The organism is Ochrobactrum sp. SSR (assembly GCF_030067775.1).
Lineage (GTDB): Bacteria > Pseudomonadota > Alphaproteobacteria > Rhizobiales > Rhizobiaceae > Brucella > Brucella teleogrylli.
Genome location: NZ_CP125971.1, coordinates 1,173,820 through 1,200,601, shown reverse-complemented (window position 1 = coordinate 1,200,601; position 26,782 = coordinate 1,173,820). Strand labels below are relative to the sequence as shown.

Sequence of the window (26,782 nt, the reverse complement as noted above, 5' to 3'; positions counted from 1 at the left end):
TTCGTTTGTCAGCGGTCACAACGTCTTGCCGTTTTCAGCTCTCAGATAATTTAGCAATCCTGGAAAAGGTGCGCTCACGAACGGTTAAGTCCGGGAAAGTTCTGCCGCAATGGATGTGTCCGAACCTGTCAATCTCACTAATTGTGACCGCGAACCAATCCACATTCCAGGTTCGATCCAACCGCACGGCGCAATGCTGGTTATGGATCAGTCTGGCCAAAATCTCCTTTTTGCTTCTGCCAATATTCCATGCATAACGGGCTATAGAGGGGATTTGATCCCTGGCATCGCCATTTCTTTGATTGTGGGCGAGAAAAATGCCCATGATTTCCGTAATGCAGCCGCAAAAGCGAGAGAGCCGGGCTTGTCATCTGTCGTACTTGGCCTGCGCTTTCCAGGCAAATCCCTGCTCTTTGACGCTGTGATCCATACACACAAGGGAAGAACATTCGTCGAAATAGAGCCCTGCGCGGATCGTGGGCAAAGTGCCCGTCAGGCGCTTGATCTCACACGCAGCGTCATTCATCGCATTGGTCGCGAGGAAACGGTAGACAAAGCTGCAGCAACGGGCGTGCGCCTTGTAAGAGCAATGCTGGGTTACGACCGCGTGATGGTTTATCGATTTCTCCATAATGGAGCCGGTCGCGTCATCGCAGAGGCAAAGTCTCCCGTGCTTGGCAGCTTTATGGGACAACATTTTCCGGCGTCGGATATACCGGTTCAAGCCCGGCGTCTTTATCTTATCAATACAATAAGGATGATTTCCGACACGTCCTATCAGCCGATCGCACTTTGTCCCTCACTGGCGGCAGACGAATCTGCTGTCGACATGTCCTTTGCACAGTTGCGTAGTGTTTCCCCGATCCATTGCCAGTACCTGCAGAATATGGGTGTCTCCGCTTCGTTGTCGATTTCGATTGTCGTTGATGGAGCATTATGGGGCCTGATATCTTGTCATCACGACAGCCCTAAAGTCACCCCTCTTCCCCTGCGCATAGGCGCTGAACTGTTCGGGCAGTATTTTTCGCTGCATATTGCCGATTGTGAAAGACGCAAAACATTGCAGCTCACCGCAGACGCACGAGCAAAGCTCGACGCGATCGTGTCCCAATTAAGCATCAGTGACGAAATTCGCGAGAGTCTGGGGGCACAACTCAGCCGGTTTTCCGAATTGGTTGGCGGCAACGGAGCTGCATTATGGATGAATGGGCAATGGCTTCAAAGTGGCGACGTACTCAACGAACATCAAACTCGCCAAGTGCTCGAAACCGCAAGCCGTCAATCACGACGCGAGCTTTGGGCAAGTCAGGAAATCAGGGCCCACTTGGCCGATTATGCCGGAAGCGTTGCAGGCCTGCTGGCAATACCACTTTCGATGGCGTTCAATGATTATCTTGTTTTGTTCCGCAACGAAGAGGCGCACGCTATCGAATGGGCGGGCGAGCCGGTGAAAACCACCGTTGAAACGCCTTTCGGCCCCAGATTAACGCCGAGAGGCAGCTTTGATACCTGGCGGGAAGAAGTTCGCGGGCGTTCAACGCCCTGGACAGCAACAGACCTTTCGGTAGCTCAGTCGATTGGCACCTATTTGCGTGACGTTATACTCCGGCAAAATGAGTTGTCTGAACAGGAAAGAGCGAAAACCGAACAGCGACGCCAGGTGTTAAACGCCGAACTCAATCATCGTGTGAAAAATATTCTTTCTCTGGTGAAGTCAATCGCGCTTCAGACGGGAGCTAACGCGACAAATGTTGCTGATTACGCTCAAACGCTTGAAGGACGATTACGTGCGCTCGCATCGGCACACGACCTGTCTTTGGACGGCAAAAACGGCGGTTCGCTAGCAGATTTGCTCAAAACCGAGGTCAACCTTTATGGTGATGCCCCTGGTCGCATAACTCTGGAAGGTCCACCGGTTCATCTCGATCAACGCGCATTCAGCGTTGTCGCCATGGTCTTTCACGAGATGATAACAAATGCGGCGAAGTATGGCGCGCTTTCAATTCCACAAGGACGCCTGACTATCAGGTGGAAACAGCAAGCCTCCGGCGACTGCGAGATTTTCTGGAGCGAGACCGAAGGGCCATCCGTTACTTGGCCCTCACAGACCGGATTCGGTAGCAAGCTAATTCGAAATTCTTTTGAGTACGACCTCCGCGGAAAAGCCAAGATCGAATACCACCGGGATGGACTTCGGGCACAGTTTTCTGTTCCATCTTTATATGTGACGAAATTGACCGATGAGTTAATTACGCCAGATCTTCAAAAAGGAGTTGTTGAGAAAGTTCATATGAACGGAATGAAGATTTTGGTTGTCGAAGACCAGAGCCTGATCGCTCTTGATATGGAAAACACGTTGCGGAGATTTGGTGCGGAAGATATTAATCTTGCCTCTAACGCTCCAGAGGCATTTGAGATTATTGAAAGATCGAAACCCAATCTAGTGATCCTTGATTTTAATCTGGGGGACCGTACTTCGGAGAATATCGCCGAATTACTTCTCAGACTGAAGATTCCTTTTCTGTTCACCACAGGTTATAGCGACAGGGTGCTCATTCCCGAAAAGCTTTGTGACATAACCATCGTGCGCAAGCCCGTTAGCGATGCTGCTATTGCAGCAGCCATCAACTCCGTTCTCGGATAGTGTATTTCCCTATTTCGCGAAGCCGAAAGAGTTGGAAGGCGTTTATGGCTGGCTGCCAATCGCTCCATTATGTTGAGAAGAGACCCGCCAGGCAACTTCTCTGCGCAACGGCGCTCCGTTCCGCGCATGGGTTCTGCCCGTTGCGATCTTGCAAATCCTGGATGCGCTTCGCCAATGAGCCGGTCGCCGACTGCGCCCGTTACGACAGGCTCAGGAGGATAAGTTGATGGAACGCACGCAAGTTCTAGAATTGATGAGCACGCTGAAGCTCTACAGAATACGCGGCGCCTACGACGAGGTCATGGGCAATGGCATCAGGAGGCAGCACGAACCATCGCGCGTCGTAGGCGACCTCCTGCAATTGGATCGACGAGAAACAGGCCCGGTCCATTCGCTACCAGCTCAGAATTGCCAAGCTGCCATTGGCAAAAGACATCGACTTCGCCGACACGCCGTCAATGAAATCCTGGTGCGGGAACTGGCCACCGGCACCTTCGTTGCCGATCAGCGCAACGTTGCTCTCGTCGGCGGCACGGGACCGGACAAGAGCCATCTAAAGCGTGTCGCATTTATTCGGCCTCATACCCAGCAGCCTTAAAGAAGTTCTGGCATTCATTGATGGAGAAGAGACTGATGACATCGCCAAGTGCTTTTGAGATGGCGTCGAAGCTGCGTGCTGCTCGCTTTCTCAGAAGTGCTTTGAGTTTTGAGAAAGCCATTTCGATTGGGTTCAGGTCCGGCGAATAGGGCGGCAGGAAGAGAAACCAAGCGCCCTTTGCCTTGACCAGTTGCTCAGCCTTCCGGCTTTTGTGGAAGCCGACATTGTCGAGGATGACTATATCACCGGCTGACAGTGTCGGCACAAGCTGTGTCTCGATCCAGGTTTCGAAGATGCGGCTGTTCATCGGTGCATCGACGATCCACGGCGCGGTCAGGCCATGGCAGCGCAGTCCGGCAATGAAGGTCTGTGTCTTCCATTTTCCGAAGGGCGCATAGGCGGCAAAGCGCCTGCCTTTGGCAGACCATCCGGTGCGTTTTGTCAGGCGCGTATTCGTGGAAGTCTCATCGATAAAGATGAGACGCGACAAGGCCTTGTTGAAGAACCGCTTTCGGCGATTGATCCAAAGATCACGCGCCTTGGCGATCTCTGGTCTACGCTGCTCGCTTGCCTTGAGGCTTTTTTTTATTGCTCAGCCCAAGTCGGTGTAGAAATCGCCCGACCGTGGCGCGGTGGACTTCAATACCGCGCTCCGCGAGCGCAATGCACAGTTCGTCCAAAGTCGTTTCGCCACGGGCGGACATCTGCTCGCGGACCCAATCACCATGAGCCAAAAGCTTCACACTACCAGGCGGGTGGCCCTGCCTGGCGGCGGCCAGACAGCCGGATGACCGATGCAGGATCATCATGTTGTTGACGAACCGAGGCGAAACACGGAAATGCCGAGCGGCTTCCCGGTGACTATTGCCCTCATTCACAAACGCAACGACACGCTCACGCAACTCAATTGGATGCGGCTTGCCCATGGTGCATCTCCTTCCATGAGACAAGTGAATCACAGATCAAGCCAAACGGGAATCCCGAATCCGGTTAACAGCGACATGCTTTAGCTATCGCGATTGCTCGGGCACTCATACGCAACAGCGCGCGCGACCGCTTGTTCAACGTCGTTGATCTGGTCGATCGACTTGAAACGGAAACGCGCAACGGCAAGCAGGGTCGAATAGCCGATTATCTCACACGCCTCGACTTTATCATCTTCGGCGAACTTGGCTATCTGCCGTTCGCGCAGGCCGGAGGTCAGTTCCTGTTCCACCTCATCAGCAGGCTCTACGAGCGTACCTCGATCATCGTCGACGAACCTGGCATTCGGTGAATGGCCGTCGGTGTTCAGTGACGCCAAGATGACAACAGCACTTCTCGACCGCCTGACCCATCACTGCGAGATCGTGGAAACCGGAAATGAGTCCTGGCGCTTCAAAAACCGCTCTCAAAGCTATAGCGAAGATACACATCACCCGCGCTTGGCCTACCCTCTGCAACCCCGGCCAGCGCCGGGCCGGCCAAGCGCTAATCGTCTACAATGGGGTGAAGATTGGACCCCGATAAGGGGTTAATATTGCGCGCTAATTGAGAGTCAACAAAGCAACTCAGTGGCTATTAAGAATTGGGGCCGCCGCATTTCGTGGCCGCATCGGCGCGGCCTTTCGTTTCGGCTTTGGCAAAAGGCCCTCGCGTTGCGCTCTCTTTTTTGCATCTTTGCGAGCGCGACGGATGGCTTCGTCTTTCTCGCGGATGCGTTTTTCTGACGGCTTCTCATAAGCGCGACGTTCTCTGATTTCACGAAAGACACCTTCGCGCTGCAATTTCTTTTTCAGTACACGGAGTGCCTGGTCGACATTGTTATCTCTAACGAGTACCTGCAATTTCTATCCTACTCTTTTGAAAATTTGGTGCGCTCGCGCTCCAAACGTGCAGCTCGGAGCCGGGCGGTTTTTGCGTTAACTGCTGCTCTTTCGTTTTCCAGAATGCCCTTGGCAGTCTTGTCGGTCACAGCGTTTTTTGTTTCCATACGTGTGCGAGGCTGCTTGAAGATCGTTTCTTTGGTAGGCTCGCCCATCTTATACTGTCCTTCCGGCTGTTGGATCCGCATTCGGGTCAGAAAAAAAGGACCAAATAAAAAAGGTCGGGCAGACCCGACCTTCCAATTGTCTCAACGAGCAATGCCAGTACATCCGTGGTCAAAGACCCGAGACAATATCATTGCTCCAATCAAATAGCCTGAAGATTATCGGCAGCCTTCTTGCCCGAGCGGCGATCCGCTACGAGTTCGAAGCTTACTTTCTGGCCTTCATTGAGTGCATGCAAACCTGCACGCTCAACAGCCGAAACATGAACGAATACATCCGGAGAGCCATCATCAGGTTGAATAAATCCAAAGCCTTTTGTGCCATTAAAGAATTTTACTGTTCCGTTGGTCATATTGAATATCCTTCAAATCGAACGGTTAAATAATAACGAAAATTAATTCGCTGCGAGTTTTACGATTTGAGAGAAAAAGAAGGGCTTTAAATTTCAGCCACGTCGTTCGATAACAAATTCGATGCGTATCATCTAGCGCTAACCAAGCATTTTTACAAGGTCTTGACTTTCTTTTTATTAAAACGTGATCTTGGCGCGGTAAAAAGAACCCCGTAGCGAAAACGTGCGAGGCTGGAAGTCATATGTCATTGGCAAACAAATTTTATTTTTAGAATCGAGAAAATCAAGCGACGGCTCACTCGCGATATTTTTTCTCTGCAGCGTCGAGGCGCGCCAAAAGCTCCGAAAACGTGTCTGCATTATTGTTGGAGAACCTCACTCTCAAACCGTCTTTCAACGCCTCTGCTATAACTTGCGACGGGAGATCACAAAGTCTCACGCCCGCAGCAAACTGTCTCGACGAATGGTATGGTTTTGTAAGATCTGTCATGTGCCCATTGTCTTTATCATTTTCTGCACAACAAACGGGTGGTGGCTATGTTCCAATAACGAGCACACTGTATTCTGCAAAAGCCCGTGAAATCTCGCAACCAGTAAGGCCACGCTTGGAAAAGGTGGTGCACTAGCAGTGGGAGTTTTCTCGGTTCGGAAAAATTATGTAAGCACAAAAAATTCAACTCGGCGCCGCAAGACAACTTAAAATTAAAATTTATATAGAATTCTCGCAAAAGTTGATTACATTGGTGCTATAATCAAAATCCAACGCATAATTATGTGCGTTCGATCACTGAAGATCGGATACCATCATGAACAAGTTTGATTGGTTAAAGCCCGCACTCGGCGGCGCATCGGTTGGTGCCATTGCGGCAATTGCTATCGGGTTCTCCGTAGGTGGGTGGGTCACACAAGGCACTTCTGAGCGCCTGATTGCATCCAACATGACCGACGGGGTAGCACTCGCTCTAACGCCTTACTGTCTTGAAAAATCGAAAAACGATCCGGCCGTTGTAAACATACTGGCTGACTTTAAGGCCGCACCAGCTTACTCCCGCGGTACTTTTATCGAGAAGACAGGGTGGGCGACACCGTTGGGAGCACAGCAACCCAATACCGCGCTCGCTACTGCGTGCGGCAACGAACTCGCCAAGGCGCTTTAATGTGGCCGGGAAACCGAACGAGGAGGCTATAATGAATAAACAACTTACCCATAGCATTAATTTGGAAACTGTTTCTGTACGTCCACGGCATGATGAGGACACGACGGCCAGCAGAAGCGATCTCAGAAATGCTCATGAACAAATGACTTCTCCATCTAAAGATTGGTCGCAGCTTGCGAATATTCTCCGGCGTTCTTGCGGCGGTTTCTCACGTACCCGGTCGCCACGTCATTCTTTACCGAGGAGCAAACGCAATGGCTAATGACACCACAGCTCTAGAACGAAAGGTTCTTGCACATGAGCAGATACTTCAGGTTCTCATCGGGCATCTAGCCGAGACCGAACCCAAATTTCTGGATCGACTTAAAGCAGTATTCACGCATCATCATATTCTTGGCTCCAATGAGCTGAACTACGTTAATACAGCGCAGTATGCGGAAAAATTCATTCATGAAATTGAGAAGATGCAAAAGTATAATGCAACGCTTTGATTTTCTCCGTCTCATGATTATCTGATAAAAATTCTGAGCCGATTATTTTTAAATAAATAAATATTACATGTCTGCTTGCGCTTTAATTCGAAAAGGCGCACTGTTTATTATGCACAGCAATTGAAACGGGCGCTATCGTTGGGAGAGAACAATCTCCTGCCCCAAAATGAAGGGGACATGCGATGTCTTCCGCTTCACGTCTATCCTACTTTGGCCCAGAAGATTTCCCTTCGCTACGTGCTTTCCTGCAACGTTCCGGATATTCGCTGGAGGGTTGCGAAAAGCCAGAGACTCGCATGGAAGCCGCCAAACACCTTTGTGAAATTTTCAGCGACGGAAGCCATAATCCTGTGCAGATGCTGGACATGCTTTTGGCAATTCGCGCCCAACGGCTATCACAATCTAATCAAAGAGAACTGGAAGCCTGGGAGAATGAGGGGGCTATACGGCCCCGCAAGTCACTGCAAAATCCTTGGTCTTGCGATGGCCTCCTCGAAAGCGGCTCCGATTGAGGTTGGCCCATGGCTGATAATCCGCGTTTCGTGACGTCGGGCTAAATACGGCGACTTCGAGTGGGGATCGAGAGGCCTGTTTCACGAGGAACTTACCGGGCTGGCATCGTCTCAATGACACGTGATCAATCTGGCGAGGATAGAATGTCAGCCCAAAAATCTTTGGATCGTAAATTGAGCGTGTATCTGATCGCATTTCTCATCATATGCATCGACATCGGATTGGTCGCGTGGGTGCTCGGTTCCTACGTCTATTAAGTACTGGTATGCGATGTCCTAAAACGTCTGCTTTCCAACTATAATGAAGTCAGAGTTTCCATGTATTCCGACGTTCTTTACATCCACGTTCAGCAAACCGTTGCCTTTTTCCGATGATAATTGAACAAGATCTCCTAGATAGGCCTGCCGGAGTATGTCCATGCTTGCCCACAAGACGCCCTTTGTAAACGTCTTCTCGCCTTCCGTGAGTATGGAAATACTGTAGCCAACAGAACCGAGGTTCTTTCCTTCGCAATACAAATTGCCTATTGAACTAAATGTAGACGTTGGCATGATTGTACCCCCGATAGGGGCTGTGTCTCCTCACCAAGAAAAGTGGGAGACACAGCTATAACTAATGCCGTTTGGTTTTGATCAAGTCATTGGCAGGAGTAGGAAAGCGACCTGAAACAACATCTGTTGACGCAGTTTTCTCCTTGACCTTATCTTTCTTTGGCTTTCTTATTTCTCGGTTACTTCTTTTCTGACCACGGGGCATTTTGAAAACTTCCTGTTTTTGAGGAATTAACTAATTCTTTCATACCGGACCAATCCAGTGATGGTTCAAATCACCGCTGGAGATACTTCCACATTCTTACAGGGATGTTGCCGAGAAAGCTGCGACATCGCTCGCGATGGTGGGTGCCCAGATTGAAATTCCTGAATGAGTAGCCTTGCTGCGGATATGTGAGCGGCACGGTTTTCTGCGGTATCGTAAAGCCGATAGCCGGCGCGTCGCAGTATTTCACGCATCATTCGAAAGTCGGTAGGGCCAAAGAAGGGCTTGATAATTTTGGAAGACATTTCGTCCTCCTTGTATTGGGGCTGGAGTATGCACTCGCAACCGACAGCGCCCGTTTCAAAAGCTGTCGAGACATGCACCATGCGCTTTAAATTTGAGCAAAGCAACTGAGGCTGAATTGCGACGGCAGATCGGGTCAATCATTGCATAAAAAGCTACTTCATGTCCTCCACGGTGATGCGATAGGAAGTTTGCCGAGCCTGTGAATAGACCTCGCGAGCAGCATCGTAGATCAGTTTCCGTGAGGCGTCGAAGGCGGCAAGAAGCGATGATTCCGTCGCTGCAATGACGCCATTATTCTCCAGGGCGGGCTTATCGATTAGAAATGGGACGGAGGTCATTCCATCGTAGCCGACAAATCGCACGCCCATCTCAAGATCATCGAAACTTCTGCTGGGGTTTGGAAATGAAAGGGCCATTACGTTTCGCTTTTTACTGCGTCGCCTTCGTCATCGCAACGATGGACGGCATTTGCCATTCTTCGATGTTTCTTGATAAATTGTGTCAGGGCGATCTGTAGTCGACCTTCGTCACGTGTTCCCTCCTGAAATCGACGTGTCAGATAACGTGCAGCATCAGTGCGCAAATCTTGTGTGTCGCCGGTTTTACGAGCCTCCCTTAGAAGTCGCGAAATCATAGTGATGTTTCTGGAATTCAACGCGATGGAAGACATTTTGTCCTCCTTTGTTGCGGGCCAGGTATTTGAAACCTGAACGACAGCACCCGTTTCACTTACTGCCGTTTTGAGCATCATGCGCTTTATGTAAGGAGAAAGCAAATATGGCTGCAGTTCCATCGCCGTTAACTCAGACTGGCTGCGTCGCTAAAAATGCTTCCTTGGTCATATAAGCTGCGGTTCTCAACAGCGATCCGCGGCTATCCATATCAATAATGCTGCCAATGTGTGAATACTGCTGTACCAACTATCGTTGTGACTTCCCCAACTGCTGCGCAATACGCCTCCGGGCGGCTTAGGGGCTGGACAGCCGGACCATTTTACGAACTGGCGACAACGTTTCGAAACAGCTTTGCCTATTGACAGTCTCTTTATATCTATTATTCTGGATATATGGAAAATGAAGAAGCAATAACAGCTTTCGCTGCTCTGGCCCAACCGACACGACTGGATACATTCCGGAGGTTGGTGCAACACGAACCTACGGGTATTCCTGCTGGTGAACTGGCGCGCATGCTGGATGTACCGCAGAATACAATGTCTGCACATCTGGCGACATTATCTCGCGCTGGACTTATAAAAGGTGAACGTCAGAGCCGTTCGATTATCTATCGCGCCGACCTCGACCGTTTTCTCGAACTGACCCTTTTCATGATCAAAGACTGTTGCGGCGGTAGTGCTGAACTCTGCGAACCTCTCATACAAAGCCTAACACCGTGTTGCGAACCGAAAGCGACTACACAATAACACGAGACCGACGAATTCGGCCTTCCACCAAACGGACTGATACAATGACAGCTAGGGTTTATAGCGTGCTCAGCTTGAGCACGGGTAATGTTGTGCGTTCAATTTTGAGCAAGGCAACCTGGAATGTGGAGAATAACTGATGTCCACATTCGAACGATATCTGACTGTCTGGGTGGCTCTTTGCATTGTCGCTGGCGTAGCTCTGGGGCACTTCTTTCCGACAGTATTCCATGCAATCGGATCTGCTGAAGTCGCCAGGGTCAATATTCCGGTTGCTATTCTCATCTGGCTTATGATCATCCCCATGTTGCTGAAGATCGATTTTAGCGCATTGAGACAGGTCACTGAGCACTGGCGTGGTATCGGCGTCACGCTCTTTATAAACTGGGCCGTCAAGCCATTCTCGATGGCGCTTCTCGGTTGGCTATTTATCGGCTGGCTGTTTCGCCCTTATCTGCCTGCAGACCAGGTCGATTCCTACATTGCCGGGCTGATTATTCTGGCGGCCGCCCCTTGCACGGCAATGGTGTTTGTCTGGTCGAACCTGACCAAAGGCGAGCCGCATTTCACGCTGTCGCAGGTCGCTCTGAACGATTCTGATCATGGTTGTCGCATTTGCCCCTATCGTCGGGCTATTACTCGGACTGTCGGCAATTACTGTCCCATGGGATACGCTCGTTCTGTCGGTTGTCCTCTATATCGTCATTCCGGTGATTATCGCTCAAATCCTGCGCAGAAGTATTCTCGCCAGCGGCGGACAACAATCCTTCGACGCAATGCTGAAGACACTACAACCGCTGTCTCTGGTTGCGCTTTTGGCGACGCTCGTTCTGCTATTCGGCTTTCAGGGAGAGCAGATCATCGCACAGCCCATGATCATTGCAATGCTGGCCGTCCCGATCCTCATCCAGGTCTATTTCAACTCTGGCCTCGCTTATCTGTTGAATCGCATTTCAGGCGAGCAACATTGCGTCGCTGGTCCATCGGCTTTGATTGGTGCATCCAACTTCTTCGAGCTGGCAGTAGCAGCCGCAATCAGCCTTTTCGGCTTCTCATCTGGCGCGGCGCTCGCAACAGTGGTTGGCGTTCTTGTTGAAGTGCCCGTCATGCTCTCGGTCGTCTGGATCGTGAACCGCTCAAAGGGGTGGTACGAACGCGGTGCCAATCAAAAGCCAGTCACTGAAACAGGAAAACCCTGATGTCAGTTACGATCTATCACAATCCGAAATGCGGCACGTCTCGTAACACATTGGCCTTGATCCGTGCCAGCGGCGAAGAGCCTGTCATCATTGAGTATGTGCAAAATCCGCCGTCACGAGAACGACTGGTCGAACTGCTTCAAGCAATGGCGATGACGCCCCGTCAGCTCCTTCGTGAGAAAGGCACACCATATGCCGAGCTGGGATTGTCCGATCCCAAATGGACCGATGATGAACTGGTCGATTTCATGATGGCGCATCCTATCCTGATCAATCGTCCAATCGTGGAAACGCCTCTTGGCTCCAGACTGTGCCGTCCGTCAGAACTGGTTCTCGACATTCTGGAAAACCCGGTGTCGTCATTCACCAAAGAGGACGGAGAAGTCATCACCTATGAAAGAAAGTCCCGCTGACATGGACCTACCGAACCTCGATCAGAATTCCTTCGCATTGCCCAACCTGGATGCTCTACGCGCCGACTTTCCAAAGCATAAGCCTCGTATCCTTTTGCTCTATGGCTCACTTCGTGATCGTTCCTACAGTCGGTTTCTGACGCTGGAAGCGCAGCGCCTTCTTGATGCGATGGGGGCAGAAACGCGTGTCTTTCATGCCAATGGTCTTCCCTTGCCAGACGACGGTTCGGCAGAGCATCCGAGGGTTCAGGAATTGCGTGAGGCAATGCTTTGGTCAGAAGGGCAAGTCTGGACCAGTCCAGAACGTCATGGAGCCATGAGCGCCGTCATGAAATCGCAGATCGACTGGATTCCTTTGCCGGGCGGAGCAATTCGTCCGACGCAGGGCCGAACTCTGGCATTGATGCAGGTTTCAGGGGGATCGCAGAGCTTCAACGCTGTCAATCAGATGCGCATTCTTGGGCGTTGGATGCGAATGATCACCATTCCAAACCAGTCATCCGTCGCAAAGGCATGGCAGGAATTTGACGACGATGGACGGATGAAACCCTCATCATTCTATGATCGTGTGGTCGATGTGATGGAAGAACTAATGAAGTTTACACTTCTGACGCGTGGCATCTCGGATCATCTCACAGACCGTTATAGCGAGCGCAAGGAAGAAGCGTCCAAACTCGAAAAGCGTGTTTCGTTGAAATCAATATGAACGCTGAACGGCTTCCCATTGCGGCCATTGCCGGTCTCGGACTGACCCAGAATATCGGTTACGGCACTTTATATTATTCCTTCAGCATTCTCGCGCCGTCCATGGCGCGGGACTTCTCCGTTTCCAACGAATGGATTTACGGAGCACTGTCGGTTGCCCTGCTAGCCGGGGGCTTTCTGGCTCCCTGGTTAGGCAAATGGATTGATCGTTACGGTGCTGGTCGCATGATGACGATAGGCTCGATACTGGCCGCCATCTCTCTCATACTGTGTTCGTTTTCTCCAAGTGCTTTAACGTTTGCAGGCGCGCTGACGATCATCGAAATCGCCGCCAACCTCGTCCAATATGGAGCAGCCTTTGCATTATTGGTGCAATTAGCGCCAAATGTTGCCCAGCGTAGCATCACCTATCTGACACTGATTGCAGGCTTTGCCTCGACAATTTTCTGGCCCATTACAACAACCCTTCAACATTGGCTCACCTGGCAACAGACCTATTTGCTGTTCGCTTGCCTCCATTTGTTTCTCTGCGTGCCGGTACACCTTTTGCTCGCGCGTTCTATTGCAAAGAATGGTCGGAAACGATCAACGAATGGAACAGTCACAACCGCCTTTTCAGGTGATTTGCCTGCCCATCAACGGCGCAAAGGTTTCGTGCTTATTCTCGTGGCATTCTCGACTCAGGCTCTCGTTGCAGCGGCCATTCTGGTCCATATGGTGCCGATGTTGGGCGCGCTCGATCTTGCAGGTTCTGCAGCATTTATTGGCGCGATATTCGGACCTTCACAGGTAGCCAGTCGCCTGATCAACATGCTTGGTGGCAAAAACCTCGCTCCGATCAGTCTGGCAGTAATCTCTGCCTCCTTGATGGGTCTAGCCCTCATTGTTCTGCTATTCGGAGCCCCATCCATTATTGCGACGATGATGTTTGCCTGTCTTTTTGGTTTCGGAAACGGTCTTTTCAGTATTGTCTCTGGAACGTTGCCGCTGTCACTATTCGGCAGTGACGGCTACGGTGCCATGCAAGGCAAGATCATGTCAGCCAGACTAATCATTTCGGCCACTGCGCCATTCGCGATGGCTTCCGGTATAGCGAATTTTGGTGCGAGCTGGAGCCTCACTATTTTGGCTCTTTCTTCCTCGCTAGGTGTCGCGATGCTCACAGGACTGAAGTTGCTTCGCTAATGTCAGCTTTCAGTCTGAAGCAATTGGGGGCGAGATTACGGCAATAGAGCGCAAAGCGGTCATGTGCGGATCTGGTTGCCAGTCAGAATCTTGATAGCCTGAAACAACATCTCCTCGTCCGTGCAGAGCAGTTTTATTTCGTTTCAAGCTACTTCGGTACTGAAGCGTAAACGCGCCATATACTCTTAGCTGAGGCGACTAAAACTCCATCTGAATTAAAATCCAGACTTACGAAAGCCAGGCTACGACCACGTTTTTGCAACGTGCATTTGCAGATTAACGATTTATCTGCGGTAGCGGTATTCAGAAACTGATATCAGTCTGCACAGTTGTATACCTAAACGTTGGATCGGTTGTGCGAAGAATCTTGGCCGCCGCAATATCAGCAAATGTCATGATAACACCGCCATGAATAAAGCCACTTCGGTTATTATGCCCTTCGTCAGGAATAAACTGGAACAACATTGCCCCTTTGTTTGTCTCGCTGAAATCGATCGGACCAAGATTAACCGAGAAAGCTAACAACTCCAGCGGCATCCAATTGGTTTTAGCCAGTGACCTCATCAATGCTCACTCACCGGTACATGGTGCGAAGACGCGTGGATTACTATCGCCGCTCTGTCTGCCGAGACAAAACGGCTGAAATTTCTGGTCGCCTTTCGCCCGGGCCTGATTTCACCAACCCTCGTTGCACATCAGGCTGCCACCTTTCAGCGTGTGACACAGGGTCGTTTGCTGCTCAACGTGGTGACCGGTGGTGATCGGTTTGAGCAGGCACGGTTTGGCGACCACCTTGATCATGACGCCCGTTATGAGCGGACGGCGGAGTTCATTCACGTGCTGCGCGGTGTCTCAGATGAAAATGCGACAGAGCCGTTTTCCTTCACGGGCAAACATTACGACATACGCGAAGCGCGCATCAATGCCGCCCCTTACGGCCTGCCGCAGATCTTCTTTGGTGGTGCAAGTGGCGCCGCAACCGAGGTCGCCACATCGCACTCCGATGTCTATCTGGTTTGGGGCGTCAGCCGGAACTGGAAGCAGACAACCTCAAAAAGCTGAAGGCACAGGCGGTGGCAAAGGGTCGTGACCTGAAATTCGGTATTCGCCTGCATGTGATTTCTCGCGAGACCGAGGATGAGGCATGGGTGGTTGCCGACAAGCTGCTAGGTTGGGTTTCCCCTGATCAGGTGGCAAACGCCAAAAGCCTTGCAGCAAAATCGGAATCGGTTGGCCAAAGCCATATGACAGCGCTGCATGCCGAACGGGATGGCCTGCCAAAATCAGCCCGTGAACTGCAAATCCATCCCGGTGTGTGGTCGGGTTACGGTCTCGTGCGCGGCGGTGCGGGGACCGCGCTGGTCGGCAGCCATGAGCAGGTGGCAGACCTGGTCGAGACCTACCACAAGGCAGGGTTTGATCATTTCATCTTCTCCGGCCAGCCGCATTTGGAAGAGGCCTGGCATTTCGGTGAAGGCGCTGCAGCCCGCATGAAAGCCCGTGGTCTGCTGGCCCCGGTGTCGTGATGTGAGACAGGTGTCCTGCCCTGAAGGACACCAAAGACGGCTGCCCATTCATAATGCAGGGCGCGTTCCTTGCTGCTTTCAATTTTTGGGATACTCCACATGACTGAACAGACCCGTCCCATAGAGGTTCGCGCCCTTACCAGCACGCAAGAAAAGCGACAGGCCTTTGCCCAGTTTCGTCAGGCCATGCTTGGCATTGGCGACATCGGTCACGCCGATGCGAAGGCCGAAACCGACTATCTGGAAAGCGGTTCGCCGCTCGGTGGATTTATAGACGGTGAACTGCAGGGCGTCGTCAATGGTTATGACGGTTCTGTTGCCCTACCCGGCGGCAATTACGTTAGTCACCTCGCAGTGACGCATGTTGATATCGCCCCGACCCAGATCCGCAACGGTATTGCCCGTACGCTGCTGAGCAAGCAATTGAGGCGCGCTTATACGCAAGGTTATGTGGTCGCGGGCTTGCGTGCATCCGATGCTCGTATCTATGGACGCTACGGATACGGAATCGCGTCTTGGTCTGTTCGGCAGGAGGTTGACCTTTGCAATGGTGGACGGCCAAAACTTGAACGGCGTAGTGATTTACGTATTGTCGATGCAGTTGAGAGCTTTGACTTGTTCCAGAAAATTGCCAAAGCGATTCCGACACCACGGGCAGCAACCTTGTCACGCTGGAACGCATGGTGGACAATACAGGAGTTACGTACCAGAAAGGCATCCACACCTCACCATGCGGCGGTGGTTGGGTCTGAGGGCGCCGAACGGGGATATATAAGGTTTCATATTCAATCATCGGACAACTGGTTTACTTCCGCTCAAAGAACAGCAATTGTCGATGATATGGTGGCTCACGACGACGACGCCTGGCGCGCACTAATCGGCCACTTATTTTCCCAGGATATCCTTCACAAGGTTATTCTGCCCCGCTCCTTCGATTGCGAGACGCACGCCCTGCGCCTTATGTGACGGCAGGTTGTCCATGATGACGATGTCGCCGGTCACCAAGGTTGGAATGAGAACCTGTCCGACATAGGCCTGGAATGCGACGCCGTTCATCGCACCGTCGAGGACCATGGGTGCGGTCATGCCGGATAGTCTGAGTGCACCGGTAAATGTCGTTGTCTTCCAATGGCCGTTTGGGACCGGTAAACGGCATCGATGTCCGCAAGGGGCTCGTCCGCGAAGCCGGGACATCTTCGTGCTCAGGCCGGTTTCATCAATGAAAACGAGGCGCGCTGGATCGAGATCGAGCTGGCCGTCGAACCAGTCCTGGCGACGCTTCAGCAGGTCAGGACGGTCCTGCTCCAGTGCATGTGCGGTGCGGAGCAGGCAAGACATGCTTAGCGATATTCATGCCCGCCTCAATGAAGAGGTGCCAGGAGCTTATAAGCCCATAGACTGCGTTGTCGCACCGATGGTCGAGGCGGGAGAATGGTAACAAAAGTAGCGAAAATCAAACCGCTCATCACTATTAAAGGATGAGGCATATGCAAAAAAGGCTCGCGCCGCTCGTATTGAATTGCGCGAGCCGCTGTAACGACTCGGGTAAAAAATTGCATCCTTGCTGAATGGCGACAAAGGGACCGCAAGCAAAACCCGTTCCAGCGGGTAGAGAAACGCCCACCATCGCGCTGTCTGATTGCCAGTCAATACTGTAGATCTCATCACAAAACCAATTGGGTTATGCATTGATTCGCAGTATAAAAATTTTCTCTGCGGATGATCGTTGTTCAAAAGCCGAAATAATCCGTCGTCATCTAGAATTATTTCATTTTGGTAAAAGATATCTTTGAAGTATTGACCGAAATTTTTCGTTCATCTTATAGCTTTCAAATCGCCTTTGTTAGACGTAATTTGCTCTGCGGCTATAGTCACATAGTACATTTAATATCAATATAAATACAAAAGAAACGCATCAATAGACGTTATTTCCTCATTCGTTATTTAACAGATAATCACGGGATCTGTTTCAAACAGGAGACACGCGGCGGCGGTCGCGATCAAGACTGAGAGATCGGCACCGGTACTTATGACAAGTGCTCCAGTACAGCCATAGACGTATGCCGATCCGAATAACACAGATCCGATCCGCTCTAGGTCAGCACGATACCACCATCCACATTCAGACTCTGTCCTGTCACAAAAGCCAGAATCATCTGATGCCAGGAACGCGACGGGTCCGACGACATCTTCCGGGTCACCAATGCGGCGCATGGCGGTCTTTTCCTGCCAGGACTGGCGCACGGCAACATCGTCCAGATTGACCCGCCCCATATCGGTCAGGATAATCCCCGGGCAGATGCAGTTAGCCGTAATCCCGTGAGTGCCAACCTCCTGTGCGAGAACGCGGGTAAAGCCCATGACGGCGGCCTTCGATGCGGAATAATGGGCCTGTTCCGGTGCGCCGTGCTTACCGCCGATGGAAGCGATATTGACGATGCGGCCGTATTTCTGCTGCTTCATGTAAGGCAACACAGCCTGAACGACGAGAAACGTTCCCTTCGCATTGACATCGAGAACACTATCCCAGTGCTCTTCCTTGAGGTGCTCCACATCGCTGGCGATGAGAATACCTGCATTGTTGACAATTGCATCGATACGACCAAAAGCATCAGCCGTCTTCTTGACCATCGCTTCAACATCGGCCTTGTTGCTCACATCGGCATAGACGGTCAGGGCGCGGCGACCTGTGGCTTGGATTTCCTGTGCCACCTCCTGCAACGCATCTTTCTGACGCTCGATGTCGTTGATCGCCACATCGAAGCCGCGCGCGGCCATACCAATTGCGATAGCTCGGCCAATACCACGGCTTGCGCCGGTGACCAGAGCAATTTTTGCCTGTTCAGTCATCTTATTCTCCCAAAATCAAAGCGCGGTGTAACCGCCGTCCACGGCAAGCACAGTTCCCGTCACGAAGCTTGCGGCATCGGACGCCAAAAACAGAACAGCATTAGCGATCTCTCGCGGTTCTCCCAGCCGTCCCTGCGGCGTCACGCGCATCCAGTTTGAAAACCACTCCTCATTGCTGCGGCCAGCAAGCGTAAGTTCCGTTGCGGTGTAACCCGGCGCAACCGCGTTGACCCGCACGCCTTGCTTTGCCCATTCAACAGCCAAAGACTTGGTGATGAGGTTTACCCCGGCCTTGGCAGCGTTATAGGCAACCTGCGGCTGCGGATAGACGACAATCTCGCCGCACATGGAAGAGATGTTGACAATGGCACCGCTCCCTACAGCAGCCATGCGTTTGCCAAAGGCCTGAGCACAAAAGAAGACGCCGTTGAGATTGACGTCGATCACCGCGCGCCAATCTGCTTCAGATGTTTCGCCCGCCGGGCCGTTCCGAACAATGCCCGCATTGTTGACCAGAACGTCGGGAACGCCAACCTCGGCAGCAATCGCTTCGGCTGTTCGCTCTGCTGCGTCACGATCCGTGACATCCAGAATGTAGAGGCTTGCAGATGAAGGACGGCGCGCATTGAGTTCCGCGGCTGTCTGCTTCCCGGCCGATTCATCGCGGTCCGTGATGATGACCGTCGCGCCGGCTTCAACGAAAAGCTCGGCAATGGCTCGCCCAATACCCGTTGCGCCACCGGTTATGACAGCGCGCTTGCCGGCCAGTTGAAAATCTTTGAGCATTTCGTCCTCCCACTACAATGCCTCAGGCAGCTTGTACGGCCTTCAGCGCCGGATAGAGTGCTCGATATTGCTGGTAGATTTCATTGTAGCGTGCGGTCTCGCGCGGACGTGGTTCGATACGCTTGCCCAGTCTGACCATCGCGGCAATGCCGTCATCAATACTCGCGAAATGGCCAGCCCCATGCGCGGCCAGAACCGCAGCCCCGACAGAAGGAGCATCACGCGATTGCGGCACGCAGACCGGCAACCCAGCCGTGTCGGCATGGATTTGCAGCCAGAGCGGCGATGCGCTGGCCCCGCCGCCAACCGTAATTTCCTGCCCGCGATAACCAGCCTCGGCCATAGCATCGAGAATGGCGCGTGTGCCGAAACTGATACCTTCCATGATGGCACGGAAGATATGATGCGGTTCATGCGCCAGCGTTAGACCGATAATTGCGCCGCGAGACAAGGCGTCGGTATAGGGCGTGCGGTTACCCTGAAAATGATCCTGCACCAGAAGGCCTTCTGCACCCGGCTCCAGCGCAGCCGCCTTGGCGTTCAACGCTTCCATATCCATGGTGCCGTTCATCATGCGCCCAAGCCATGCGATGATAGATCCGGTGGAAGTCTGCCCGCCTTCGATAATGTAGCGTCCCGGATAAACCATGTTGGGATAGCTGCCCCAAATGCCCGGCGCATGCAGAGGCTTATCTGCAACACCAAATTGCAAGTGAGATGAACCGGTTATCAGCGCAAGCTGACCCGGCTTGGCAACGCCAAGGCCGATCATGCCGATGAGTGCATCGGCCCCGCCCTGCACCACCTTTACGCGCTGCGAAAGGCCAAGTGCGGAAGCAGCAGATGCGCAAAGCCCGCCAATAACTTCGCCGGGCGCGACTACGCGAGATGGCCATTTCTGTAGCAGAGCTCCAAGACCAAGTTTCTCCAGAAGCGTAACCGGAAAGCCGCCGCGATCCGTCGAATAGTGCCAGCGAAGCGAGACATTATTGAGGCTCGCCGCCTTTTCACCGGTCAGACGCAAGGTCATGAAATCCTGATACTCGCAGATTGTATCTGCCTTCTCGAAGACTTCCGGCTCATTGCGCGCGATCCACAACGCTTTCGGGATCATCCATTCCGCGGAAACCGGCCCTCGCCCGCCGCCATTGGCCTGCAAGGCCTGATCGCCGGTTGCAAGTACGGCATCCGCTTCGGCACTTGCTCGGACATCCATCCAGATGATCGAAGGGCGCAGCGGCTTGCCGTCCGCATCCAAAGCCACGACCGTGCAGCTGGTCGTCGCCAGCGTGATCGCTTCAATTGCCGACGGGTCGACAGCCGACTCCGCCATCGCCTTGCGTGCGGCCTGGACGAAGCATGACCACCAGTCTTCCGGATTTTGCTCCGCGCGCGCGCCGCTGGAAAACTTCGTCTCATAGGGAACTGCCGCGCTTGCAAGGCAAGAGCCCGACAAGTCGTAAACCCGCGCCCGGATACTTTCCGTTCCTCCGTCGGCGGTGAGAAAATAAACCATTCAACTCCTCCCGAGGCGGCTGCGAAAACTCCTCCAGTCTTCGCATGCCTCATCGCGCGATTTTCAACTCAGGCCGCGAAATGCTTCCAGCGCCTTGCCCGCATACATGACTGCCGGGCCACCGCCCATTTCAACAGCGACTTCAAGCGCTTCGACCAGTTCTTGTTCGGTTGCGCCGTGCTGGATCGCCGCGTCCACGTGGTAGAGGATGCAATCTTCGCACCCCTTCACCACGGCAATGCTGACCGCAATCAATTCGCGCTGCGCCGATGAAAACGCGCCAGCGGCCGTTGCGGTCTTACTCACCTTGGCAAAGCCACTCATCAGTTCGGGTGCAGATTTTGCAAATGCACCAAGCCGTGCTCGCGCTTCTTTCAGACGTAGCCTGACATCGTCAGTCATGGGAGCTCCCCGTGGAATTTATAATCAGATCAAGCACATCTTGGGACTGATCCCATTGCGGCATATGGCCGGACCGACCGAGGAAATGCACGGCAATCGATGATGGCAATGCGGTCGCCTGTTGCCATGGGATGATGCGATCCAGCAGACCAACGAGAACACGAACTGGCTTTGCGTGAGAAAGCTTTTCTAGGGCCGGAACGATGTCGGAGGTTTGCCCCCAAGGACCCACAATCGCTGCCGAAAGCGCTTTGAGACGCCCCTTGGCCGTGGTGGTCGCAAATTCCGCCGCCAGTTCCGGTGAAAGCTCGACGGGCTTGGCTGCGATACGGCGCAACAGATGGCTGACTTCGCCAGCCGTCGTTGCATTGGCCATGCCGGAGATAAAGCCGGCATCGACTTCAGAACCAAGTCCCGCCGGCGCGATAAGCATCAGGCTCGAAATGCGGTCTGCATGGGCATCAGCAAATTGCGCCGCAGCGACGGCACCAAGAGAATGCGCGACGATGTCAACCTCGGCAATTCCCAGAGCATCAAGGAACGCAGGCAGGAAGGCGCTGAGTTCAGCCGCGTCCGCAGCATCGATTGTCGTTAGTCCATGGGCAGGCAGATCGGGCACGATAACACGGCATTTTGCACGCCGCAGACCCGCTGCAATGCCGCTCCAGGTCGTCCGGTCGCCGGAGAAACCGTGTAGCAAGAGGATTGTGCGGCCATTCTTCGGCCCCCGATCCAGATAGGCGACGCGACCATTTGCAAGATCGATAAAATGCACGGCGCCATTCGATTTCGAACCGCCAGAAGCCGCAAGCACATCTTCCTTCTCGATCCGCCCCCGGCGTCCGCTGCCCGAAAGCGAATTGATGTCGATGCCATTCTGGCGAGCAACCTTGCGAGCAAGTGGCGTTGCGCGAACACGATCACCGCTGTTTGTAGAAGCAGCAGGTTTGGTAACGGAAGCTTCCACAGCCCCTTGAATTGGTTCAACGTCTTGAGCAGTCGCCGCCGATGCTTCCGGCGCTTCATCTTCGCCGTCGCTGGTCCAGTCGGCTCCAGTGCCAATGTCGATGCGCGCCAGAGGCGCTCCGACAACCACATGGTCGCCAATAGCGCCGATCCACTCATTGAGCGTGCCGTCACCCAATGCCGGAAATTCGGCTACCGTCTTGTCGGTTTCGATTTCAATGATCGAATCCCCGCGCTTGAAACTGTCACCCGGCTTGACGAGAAAGCCGACAATCTTGCCTTCCTCCATCGTCTCGCCAAGGCGCGGCATTTTCAAAATCCGTTCACTCATGACAACATTCTCTCGGCAACGGAGCGGATGAAATCGGTCGTCGGAACGCTACCCGTTTCAAGCTCCTGCGAAACTGAAATCGGAATGTCCTCACCGGCAACACGTACCACCGGCTGTTCGAGGTAGTCGAAGCATTCCTCGGTAATGCGAGCGGCGAGTTCAGCCGCAACACCGGCGGTCATCACACCCTCCGAGACCACCATCGCCTTACCGACGCGCTCGACATGTTCGCGCACCGTGTCGAAATCCAGCGGGTTGAGCGTGCGCAAGTCGATGACCGTCGCCTCGATACCCTTAGCGGACAGCTTCTCGGCAGCATCGAGCGCATAGTGCAGCTGGCGCGAATAGGTGACTATGACGAGATCCTTGCCGGTACGGCGCACATTGGCTTTGCCCCATGCGAGCGGCTCGGCGTCGAGATCGACCTCTTCCTTGCGGGTGTAGAGAGCCTTGTGCTCGATGAAGACCACAGGGTCGGGCTTCGTCAGGCTCTGGCGCAGCAGATGGTAAGCGTCCTGAACCGTGGCTGGCATGGCCAGGCGCAGACCCGGCGTATGCATGACCCAGGCTTCAAGGCTCTGCGAGTGTTGGGCGCCGGCGGAACGTCCGGTGCCGCCTTGGGTGCGCAGAACCATCGGCACGCCAATCTGACCACCGAACATATAGCGGATCTTGGCCGCCTGATTGGCAAGCTGGTCCATCGTCATGCCCAGAAAATCAATATACATCAGCTCGGCAACCGGACGCAGGCCGGTCATGGCAGCGCCAACCGCAGCACCGACAATGGCCGGTTCGGATATCGGCGTGTCAATCAGGCGTTCAGGGCCGTATTTGCCAATGAGATCCTTCGTGACACCATAAGCGCCACCATAGCGCCCCACCTCTTCGCCGATCACGACGATGGTGCTGTCTTCCGCCATGGCATCATCCAGCGCTTTACGCAGCGCGTCGCGGTAAGTCATGGCAACCATTATGCTTCATCCTTGGAAAGTACGCGGTCGATACGGGTGCGAACGGGTTCGGGCTCAGGTTCGCCCACGGCATAAACATCCTTAAACATGGAGGTGAGCGGCGGCGCCTTGGACTCGACAGTGAAGTCGATGGTAGCGTCCATCTCGGCAGTGATGTCGCCATCCATGGCGTCGAGTGCAGCTTCCTGCGCCAATCCGGATGAAACGAGCCGATCGCGGGTGAACTTCACCGGATCCTTCTTGCGTCCTTCCAGTTCCTCTGCCTCTGCGCGATATGGGCTCTTGTCCATGCGCGCATGACCAAAGAACCGGTAGCAGGTGACCGACAGGAAGCCCGGCTTGCCGAGCCGCGCATCGTCGATCAACCCTTGAGCCGCATTCTTGACTTCCTCGACATCTATGCCATCGACAACAGCACCGTTAAGGCCGAATGCATGCGCGCGCTGATCGAAAGCCGTGTTGGCGGTCGCCTGATCGACCCGGGTTCCCATACCGTACTGGTTGTTGATGCAGACGAACACCACCGGCAGACCCCACAGGGCCGCCATATTCATGCTCTCATAAAGAATGCCCTGCTGCATCGCGCCGTCGCCAAAGAAAGCGAGCGAAACGGAATTCTTCTTCAGATATTTGCTCGACAGTCCTGCGCCAACGACGGCGGGAATACCGCCACCGACGATGGCGTTGGCGCCCAGATGACCGAGCGCCATGTCGGCAATGTGCATGGAACCGCCCTTGCCGTGGCAATAGCCTGTTTCCTTGCCGCCGATTTCGGCCATCATCTGCCTCGGATCAGCGCCACGCGCCAGAAAGATACCGTGGCCCCGATGGTGGGTTGTGAAGGTGTCCTGCGGCTGCATGGCGGCACATACACCGGCGGCAGCACCTTCTTCACCAATGGAAAGGTGAAGCATCGAACCTGCCGTCTGGCCGCGCACGAAGAGTTCGCCGACGCGTTCTTCGAAAGTGCGGATACGACGCATCGTTCTATAGAGTTCAAGAAGATTGGAATTACTCGGATTTTGCACGTGCGCCTCCGACAGACCTGTCTGTTGTAAATTTTTCATGATGTCCGGTTCAGTGCCCTCACAGGAGCTTTAGTTTGGTGGTACGCGAAACAACCGCGACCGCGACGAGAATGATGAGGCCTTTCACAATGCTCTGGATGTAGGTGTCCATGCCAATCAGATTGAGGCCGTTATTGATGACGCCGATGAACAGCGCGCCGAAGAAGGTTCCAGCGACTGTTGCCGTGCCGGGTCGAAACATGGTCATGCCAATGAAAACTGTTGCAAGACCGTCGAGGAGATAGCGCTCACCAGCATTGGGCTGGCCGGATCCGAGACGCGCCGCCAGAAGCGCACCCGCGACCGCTGCAAAGATAGAGCAAACGATCAGCGCAGCCGCACGATAGAAGCGACCATTGACGCCCGAAAGTTCCGCGGCCTTGAGATTGCCCCCGACAGCGTAGATGTAGCGGCCGAAGACGGTGCGCTCCATGATGAACCAGGCGACGAACACGACGATCACCATTGCATAGGCAAGCACGGGAATACCGAAAAGCTGTCCCTGTCCTAGCCAGAGATAGCTGGCCGGAAGGCCACCATAGATCGCCCGTCCGCCGGTCATCAGAAAGTTGACGCCATAAAGAATGGAGCCTATGGCAAGCGTGGCAATTAGCGAAGGCACACCGACAAGGGTGACGAGCGCCGCATTGACGGCCCCCACGACAAACCCTGCCCCCAATCCAGCAAGCAAGGCCAAAGGCAAGGGTGTGCCCGCGACCAGCAGCAGGGGCACCAATACACCGGCCATCCCGACCATATATCCGACCGAAAGGTCCATTTCGCGTGCGGCAAAACCGAAGGTCAGGCCCGCGCCGACGATGGTGAGCATGGCAATCTGCTGAAGAATGTTGAGCAGATTATTGGCTGTCAAAAACCGGTCCACCGTCAACGAGAAGCCCGCGAACAGTAGGAGCAACACGAAGAGCGTGGAATATTTCAGCAGCCATTCGCCCTTGAGCTTCTTGCCGAAGCTCTGCGCATGACGCGACGATTGCGGGGCAACAGCGGGGTTCTGTGTATTCATAGGATGACTCCTGCCATCGCGGCAATAAACTTCGCTTCGGAAAAGGCCTCACGCGGAATTTCCGTGCCCGGGGAGCCATTCACGAAGGGGATAACGCGGTCTGCGACGTCGGCAATTTCCAGAAGGTCGGACGAGGTGACCAAAATGGCCACGCCCTTGTCGGCGATCCTGCGCATCTGCGCGTGAATTTCACGCTTCGCGCCGATATCGACACCCTCCGTCGGCTCGATGAAAATCATCAGCCGGTAGTGATCGTCTGCGCCGTAAAGCCACTTGCCGATCGACACCTTCTGCTTGTTGCCGCCGCTCAGATCCTTCACGAACTGATTGCGCGAATGCGCTTTCACGTTCAGAAGCTGCATGGTGCGGTCGGCTTCCTGCGCTTCACGGCGCATCGACAGTACGCCTGTACCGCTCAAGGCCGCAAAGGACGGATGCACCATGGCAAGGTTTTCACGCACGTGCCAATCGCCGATCAGCGAATATTCCATGCGGTGATCGGGAACCAGCGCAACACCCTTTTTCTGCATGGTGCGCGCATCGATCCGGGTGATTGTTTCACCCTGAAAACGGCATGTGCCGCTGGTGACGCCGCTCGGCGTATAAAGCGAACGGGCAAAGCCAAAATGGCCAGCGCCAGTCAGGCCAATCAGACCGACGATCTCACCCGCACGGATGGAAAATTTGTCAACGTGCAGACCACCGGCATGCCAATTGCTGACTTCCAGCACCACAGGACCGAAACTGCGATTGTAACTGGCTTCCTGCGCCATCGCCGTCTTGCCGCCCGAGCGTTGCAGCATCATATCGATCAACCCGGCTTCGCTCGCTTCCGTGGCCTGAAGCGTCGCAATGTGACGACCATCGCGCAGAACTGTAATTCTATCGCTCAATGCCTTGATTTCAGAAAGGAAATGGCTGATCAAAACGATCCCGACGCCTTGCTGCGGCAGGGTCTTGATGATCTCCCAAAGGCTCTCTTTTTCGCGTGCAGGCAATGTCGCCGTGGGTTCATCGAGGATGAGCAAACGGACATTGCCACGCAGTGCGCGGACAATCTCGATGATCTTCTGATCTGCCATAGGCAGCATATCGACCTGCTCGTCGAGGTCGATGGAAACTTGAGGGAACCAGCGCTTGAGCAAGTCATTGGCGCGCGACAGCAGCTTGCGCTTGTCGATCACACGGAGGCCCATGCGAGGCTCGTCGCCCAGCAGAACATTCTGTGCACCGGTCAGTCCGGGAACGAGACTACCCTCCTGCGACACATGCGCGATACCCTTGCGCAACGCATCACCGGCACTTGCAAGCTTCACCTCGACGCCGTCAATGGTGATCGTGCCCGAAGTCGGGCTTTTGCTGCCGCCAAGAATACTGACCAGAGTGGTCTTTCCGGCGCCGTTTTCTCCGATCAGTCCATGCACCTCATCAAACCGAAATTCAGCGCTCACCTGATCCAGCGCCAGCGTTCCGGGATAGGACATAACGATCTGCGACAGGCTTACCGCCATCGGAGAACTCCCATGAATTCAATCTACTCTAAAGGGGCCGGAACGCGGAACGTTCACGCTCCG

Annotated in this window: 26 protein-coding genes and 6 pseudogenes; 13 read left to right on the top strand and 19 right to left on the bottom strand. The window is 53.7% G+C overall.

Annotated features, from left to right (window positions below):
• The first annotated feature begins 109 nt into the window (after window positions 1–109).
• On the top strand, window positions 110–2,644 hold the full coding sequence (locus QLQ11_RS23130; protein ID WP_283735331.1) for an HWE histidine kinase domain-containing protein: 2,535 nt from the start codon (window positions 110–112) through the stop codon (window positions 2,642–2,644).
• Window positions 2,645–2,870: 226 nt separating this feature from the next.
• A pseudogene (locus tag QLQ11_RS23125) lies at window positions 2,871–3,200 on the top strand (ATP-binding protein); the annotation flags it as partial.
• Between the two features lie 13 nt (window positions 3,201–3,213).
• Here the strand turns inward: QLQ11_RS23125 and QLQ11_RS23120 are convergent.
• Together QLQ11_RS23120 and QLQ11_RS23115 are read right to left on the bottom strand one after the other, a co-directional pair.
• Complete coding sequence (locus tag QLQ11_RS23120) at window positions 3,214–3,732, bottom strand: IS630 family transposase (RefSeq protein ID WP_244597141.1); 519 nt, start codon at window positions 3,730–3,732, stop codon at window positions 3,214–3,216.
• A 64-nt stretch (window positions 3,733–3,796) separates the two neighbouring features.
• Complete coding sequence (locus QLQ11_RS23115; protein ID WP_283735332.1) at window positions 3,797–4,168, bottom strand: winged helix-turn-helix domain-containing protein; 372 nt, start codon at window positions 4,166–4,168, stop codon at window positions 3,797–3,799.
• Between the two features lie 80 nt (window positions 4,169–4,248).
• On the opposite strand from QLQ11_RS23115, the pseudogene QLQ11_RS23110 reads away from it, so the two are divergent.
• Window positions 4,249–4,759, top strand: a pseudogene (locus QLQ11_RS23110) (ATP-binding protein); the annotation flags it as partial.
• A gap of 33 nt (window positions 4,760–4,792) precedes the next feature.
• On the opposite strand, the gene rpsU reads toward QLQ11_RS23110, so the two are convergent.
• The 3 genes from rpsU to QLQ11_RS23095 form a co-directional block, all read right to left on the bottom strand.
• The gene (rpsU, locus tag QLQ11_RS23105) at window positions 4,793–5,068 is read right to left on the bottom strand and encodes a 30S ribosomal protein S21 (protein WP_121539629.1); all 276 of its coding nucleotides are present in this window, start codon (window positions 5,066–5,068) and stop codon (window positions 4,793–4,795) included.
• Between the two features lie 8 nt (window positions 5,069–5,076).
• Complete coding sequence (locus QLQ11_RS23100) at window positions 5,077–5,262, bottom strand: hypothetical protein (RefSeq protein WP_109365777.1); 186 nt, start codon at window positions 5,260–5,262, stop codon at window positions 5,077–5,079.
• Between the two features lie 152 nt (window positions 5,263–5,414).
• Window positions 5,415–5,624, bottom strand: coding sequence for a cold-shock protein (locus QLQ11_RS23095; protein WP_109365776.1), 210 nt, complete (start codon window positions 5,622–5,624; stop codon window positions 5,415–5,417).
• An 806-nt stretch (window positions 5,625–6,430) separates the two neighbouring features.
• On the opposite strand from QLQ11_RS23095, the gene QLQ11_RS23090 reads away from it, so the two are divergent.
• The 3 genes from QLQ11_RS23090 to QLQ11_RS23080 all read left to right on the top strand — a co-directional run bounded on the left by QLQ11_RS23090 (window position 6,431) and on the right by QLQ11_RS23080 (window position 7,784).
• Window positions 6,431–6,781: a hypothetical protein gene (locus QLQ11_RS23090; protein WP_121539631.1), complete on the top strand. Its 351-nt coding sequence runs from the start codon at window positions 6,431–6,433 to the stop codon at window positions 6,779–6,781.
• A 254-nt stretch (window positions 6,782–7,035) separates the two neighbouring features.
• Entirely contained in the window at window positions 7,036–7,272 is a 237-nt protein-coding gene (locus tag QLQ11_RS23085; RefSeq protein ID WP_283735333.1) for a hypothetical protein, read from the top strand.
• A 182-nt stretch (window positions 7,273–7,454) separates the two neighbouring features.
• Window positions 7,455–7,784, top strand: coding sequence for a hypothetical protein (locus tag QLQ11_RS23080; protein ID WP_371836033.1), 330 nt, complete (start codon window positions 7,455–7,457; stop codon window positions 7,782–7,784).
• Between the two features lie 822 nt (window positions 7,785–8,606).
• On the opposite strand, the gene QLQ11_RS23075 is transcribed toward QLQ11_RS23080, so the two are convergent.
• The 3 genes from QLQ11_RS23075 to QLQ11_RS23065 form a co-directional block, all read right to left on the bottom strand.
• The gene (locus QLQ11_RS23075) at window positions 8,607–8,846 is read right to left on the bottom strand and encodes a hypothetical protein (RefSeq protein ID WP_283735334.1); all 240 of its coding nucleotides are present in this window, start codon (window positions 8,844–8,846) and stop codon (window positions 8,607–8,609) included.
• 153 nt (window positions 8,847–8,999) lie between these two features.
• Window positions 9,000–9,263: a DUF1488 domain-containing protein gene (locus tag QLQ11_RS23070; RefSeq protein ID WP_121539673.1), complete on the bottom strand. Its 264-nt coding sequence runs from the start codon at window positions 9,261–9,263 to the stop codon at window positions 9,000–9,002.
• Window positions 9,263–9,640: a hypothetical protein gene (locus QLQ11_RS23065; RefSeq protein ID WP_121539672.1), complete on the bottom strand. Its 378-nt coding sequence runs from the start codon at window positions 9,638–9,640 to the stop codon at window positions 9,263–9,265. Before QLQ11_RS23065 ends, QLQ11_RS23070 begins: the two co-directional genes overlap by 1 nt.
• 273 nt (window positions 9,641–9,913) lie before the next feature.
• Between QLQ11_RS23065 and QLQ11_RS23060 the strand changes: the two genes are divergently transcribed.
• From QLQ11_RS23060 to arsK, 5 genes and pseudogenes are all read left to right on the top strand, one after another.
• On the top strand, window positions 9,914–10,267 hold the full coding sequence (locus QLQ11_RS23060; RefSeq protein WP_121539671.1) for a helix-turn-helix transcriptional regulator: 354 nt from the start codon (window positions 9,914–9,916) through the stop codon (window positions 10,265–10,267).
• Window positions 10,268–10,406: 139 nt separating this feature from the next.
• Window positions 10,407–11,466 (top strand): annotated as a pseudogene (arsB, locus tag QLQ11_RS23055) (ACR3 family arsenite efflux transporter).
• Entirely contained in the window at window positions 11,466–11,879 is a 414-nt protein-coding gene (gene arsC / locus QLQ11_RS23050) for an arsenate reductase (glutaredoxin) (RefSeq protein WP_283735335.1), read from the top strand. The pseudogene arsB and the gene arsC overlap by 1 nt, the downstream one beginning before the upstream one ends.
• A complete protein-coding gene (gene arsH, locus QLQ11_RS23045; RefSeq protein WP_283735336.1) occupies window positions 11,860–12,585 on the top strand; it encodes an arsenical resistance protein ArsH in 726 nt (241 codons plus the stop codon). Before arsC ends, arsH begins: the two co-directional genes overlap by 20 nt.
• Window positions 12,582–13,769 (top strand): arsenite efflux MFS transporter ArsK, encoded by a 1,188-nt coding sequence (gene arsK, locus QLQ11_RS23040; protein WP_124916095.1) that lies wholly within the window; start codon window positions 12,582–12,584, stop codon window positions 13,767–13,769. Before arsH ends, arsK begins: the two co-directional genes overlap by 4 nt.
• Window positions 13,770–14,072: 303 nt before the next feature.
• Here arsK and QLQ11_RS23035 read toward each other — a convergent pair whose 3' ends face one another.
• A complete protein-coding gene (locus tag QLQ11_RS23035; protein ID WP_121539346.1) occupies window positions 14,073–14,333 on the bottom strand; it encodes a PaaI family thioesterase in 261 nt (86 codons plus the stop codon).
• Between the two features lie 39 nt (window positions 14,334–14,372).
• On the opposite strand from QLQ11_RS23035, the pseudogene QLQ11_RS23030 reads away from it, so the two are divergent.
• Window positions 14,373–15,295: pseudogene (locus QLQ11_RS23030) on the top strand (LLM class flavin-dependent oxidoreductase).
• Window positions 15,296–15,394: 99 nt separating this feature from the next.
• Window positions 15,395–16,261 carry a GNAT family N-acetyltransferase gene (locus QLQ11_RS23025; RefSeq protein ID WP_121539347.1) on the top strand — a complete coding sequence of 289 codons (867 nt, stop codon included), beginning with the start codon at window positions 15,395–15,397 and terminating at the stop codon, window positions 16,259–16,261.
• On the opposite strand, the pseudogene QLQ11_RS23020 reads toward QLQ11_RS23025, so the two are convergent.
• From QLQ11_RS23020 to QLQ11_RS22975, 10 genes and pseudogenes are all read right to left on the bottom strand, one after another.
• Window positions 16,217–16,618: pseudogene (locus tag QLQ11_RS23020) on the bottom strand (transposase); the annotation flags it as partial. The gene QLQ11_RS23025 and the pseudogene QLQ11_RS23020 overlap by 45 nt on opposite strands.
• A 770-nt stretch (window positions 16,619–17,388) precedes the next feature.
• Window positions 17,389–18,145: pseudogene (locus QLQ11_RS23015) on the bottom strand (SDR family NAD(P)-dependent oxidoreductase).
• 15 nt (window positions 18,146–18,160) lie between these two features.
• The gene (locus QLQ11_RS23010; protein WP_283735338.1) at window positions 18,161–18,931 is read right to left on the bottom strand and encodes an SDR family NAD(P)-dependent oxidoreductase; all 771 of its coding nucleotides are present in this window, start codon (window positions 18,929–18,931) and stop codon (window positions 18,161–18,163) included.
• A 22-nt stretch (window positions 18,932–18,953) separates the two neighbouring features.
• Window positions 18,954–20,447, bottom strand: a complete 1,494-nt coding sequence (locus tag QLQ11_RS23005) for a ribulokinase (RefSeq protein WP_283735339.1) — start codon at window positions 20,445–20,447, stop codon at window positions 18,954–18,956.
• 63 nt (window positions 20,448–20,510) lie between these two features.
• Window positions 20,511–20,849, bottom strand: coding sequence for a carboxymuconolactone decarboxylase family protein (locus QLQ11_RS23000; RefSeq protein ID WP_121539351.1), 339 nt, complete (start codon window positions 20,847–20,849; stop codon window positions 20,511–20,513).
• A complete protein-coding gene (locus QLQ11_RS22995; RefSeq protein WP_121539352.1) occupies window positions 20,842–22,146 on the bottom strand; it encodes an acetoin dehydrogenase dihydrolipoyllysine-residue acetyltransferase subunit in 1,305 nt (434 codons plus the stop codon). Before QLQ11_RS22995 ends, QLQ11_RS23000 begins: the two co-directional genes overlap by 8 nt.
• Entirely contained in the window at window positions 22,143–23,117 is a 975-nt protein-coding gene (locus tag QLQ11_RS22990) for an alpha-ketoacid dehydrogenase subunit beta (RefSeq protein WP_167836152.1), read from the bottom strand. Before QLQ11_RS22990 ends, QLQ11_RS22995 begins: the two co-directional genes overlap by 4 nt.
• On the bottom strand, window positions 23,117–24,145 hold the full coding sequence (locus tag QLQ11_RS22985; protein ID WP_113533912.1) for a thiamine pyrophosphate-dependent dehydrogenase E1 component subunit alpha: 1,029 nt from the start codon (window positions 24,143–24,145) through the stop codon (window positions 23,117–23,119). Before QLQ11_RS22985 ends, QLQ11_RS22990 begins: the two co-directional genes overlap by 1 nt.
• A gap of 58 nt (window positions 24,146–24,203) precedes the next feature.
• Window positions 24,204–25,208, bottom strand: coding sequence for an ABC transporter permease (locus tag QLQ11_RS22980; protein ID WP_121539354.1), 1,005 nt, complete (start codon window positions 25,206–25,208; stop codon window positions 24,204–24,206).
• Window positions 25,205–26,719 (bottom strand): sugar ABC transporter ATP-binding protein, encoded by a 1,515-nt coding sequence (locus tag QLQ11_RS22975; RefSeq protein ID WP_121539355.1) that lies wholly within the window; start codon window positions 26,717–26,719, stop codon window positions 25,205–25,207. Before QLQ11_RS22975 ends, QLQ11_RS22980 begins: the two co-directional genes overlap by 4 nt.
• Window positions 26,720–26,782: the final 63 nt, after the last annotated feature.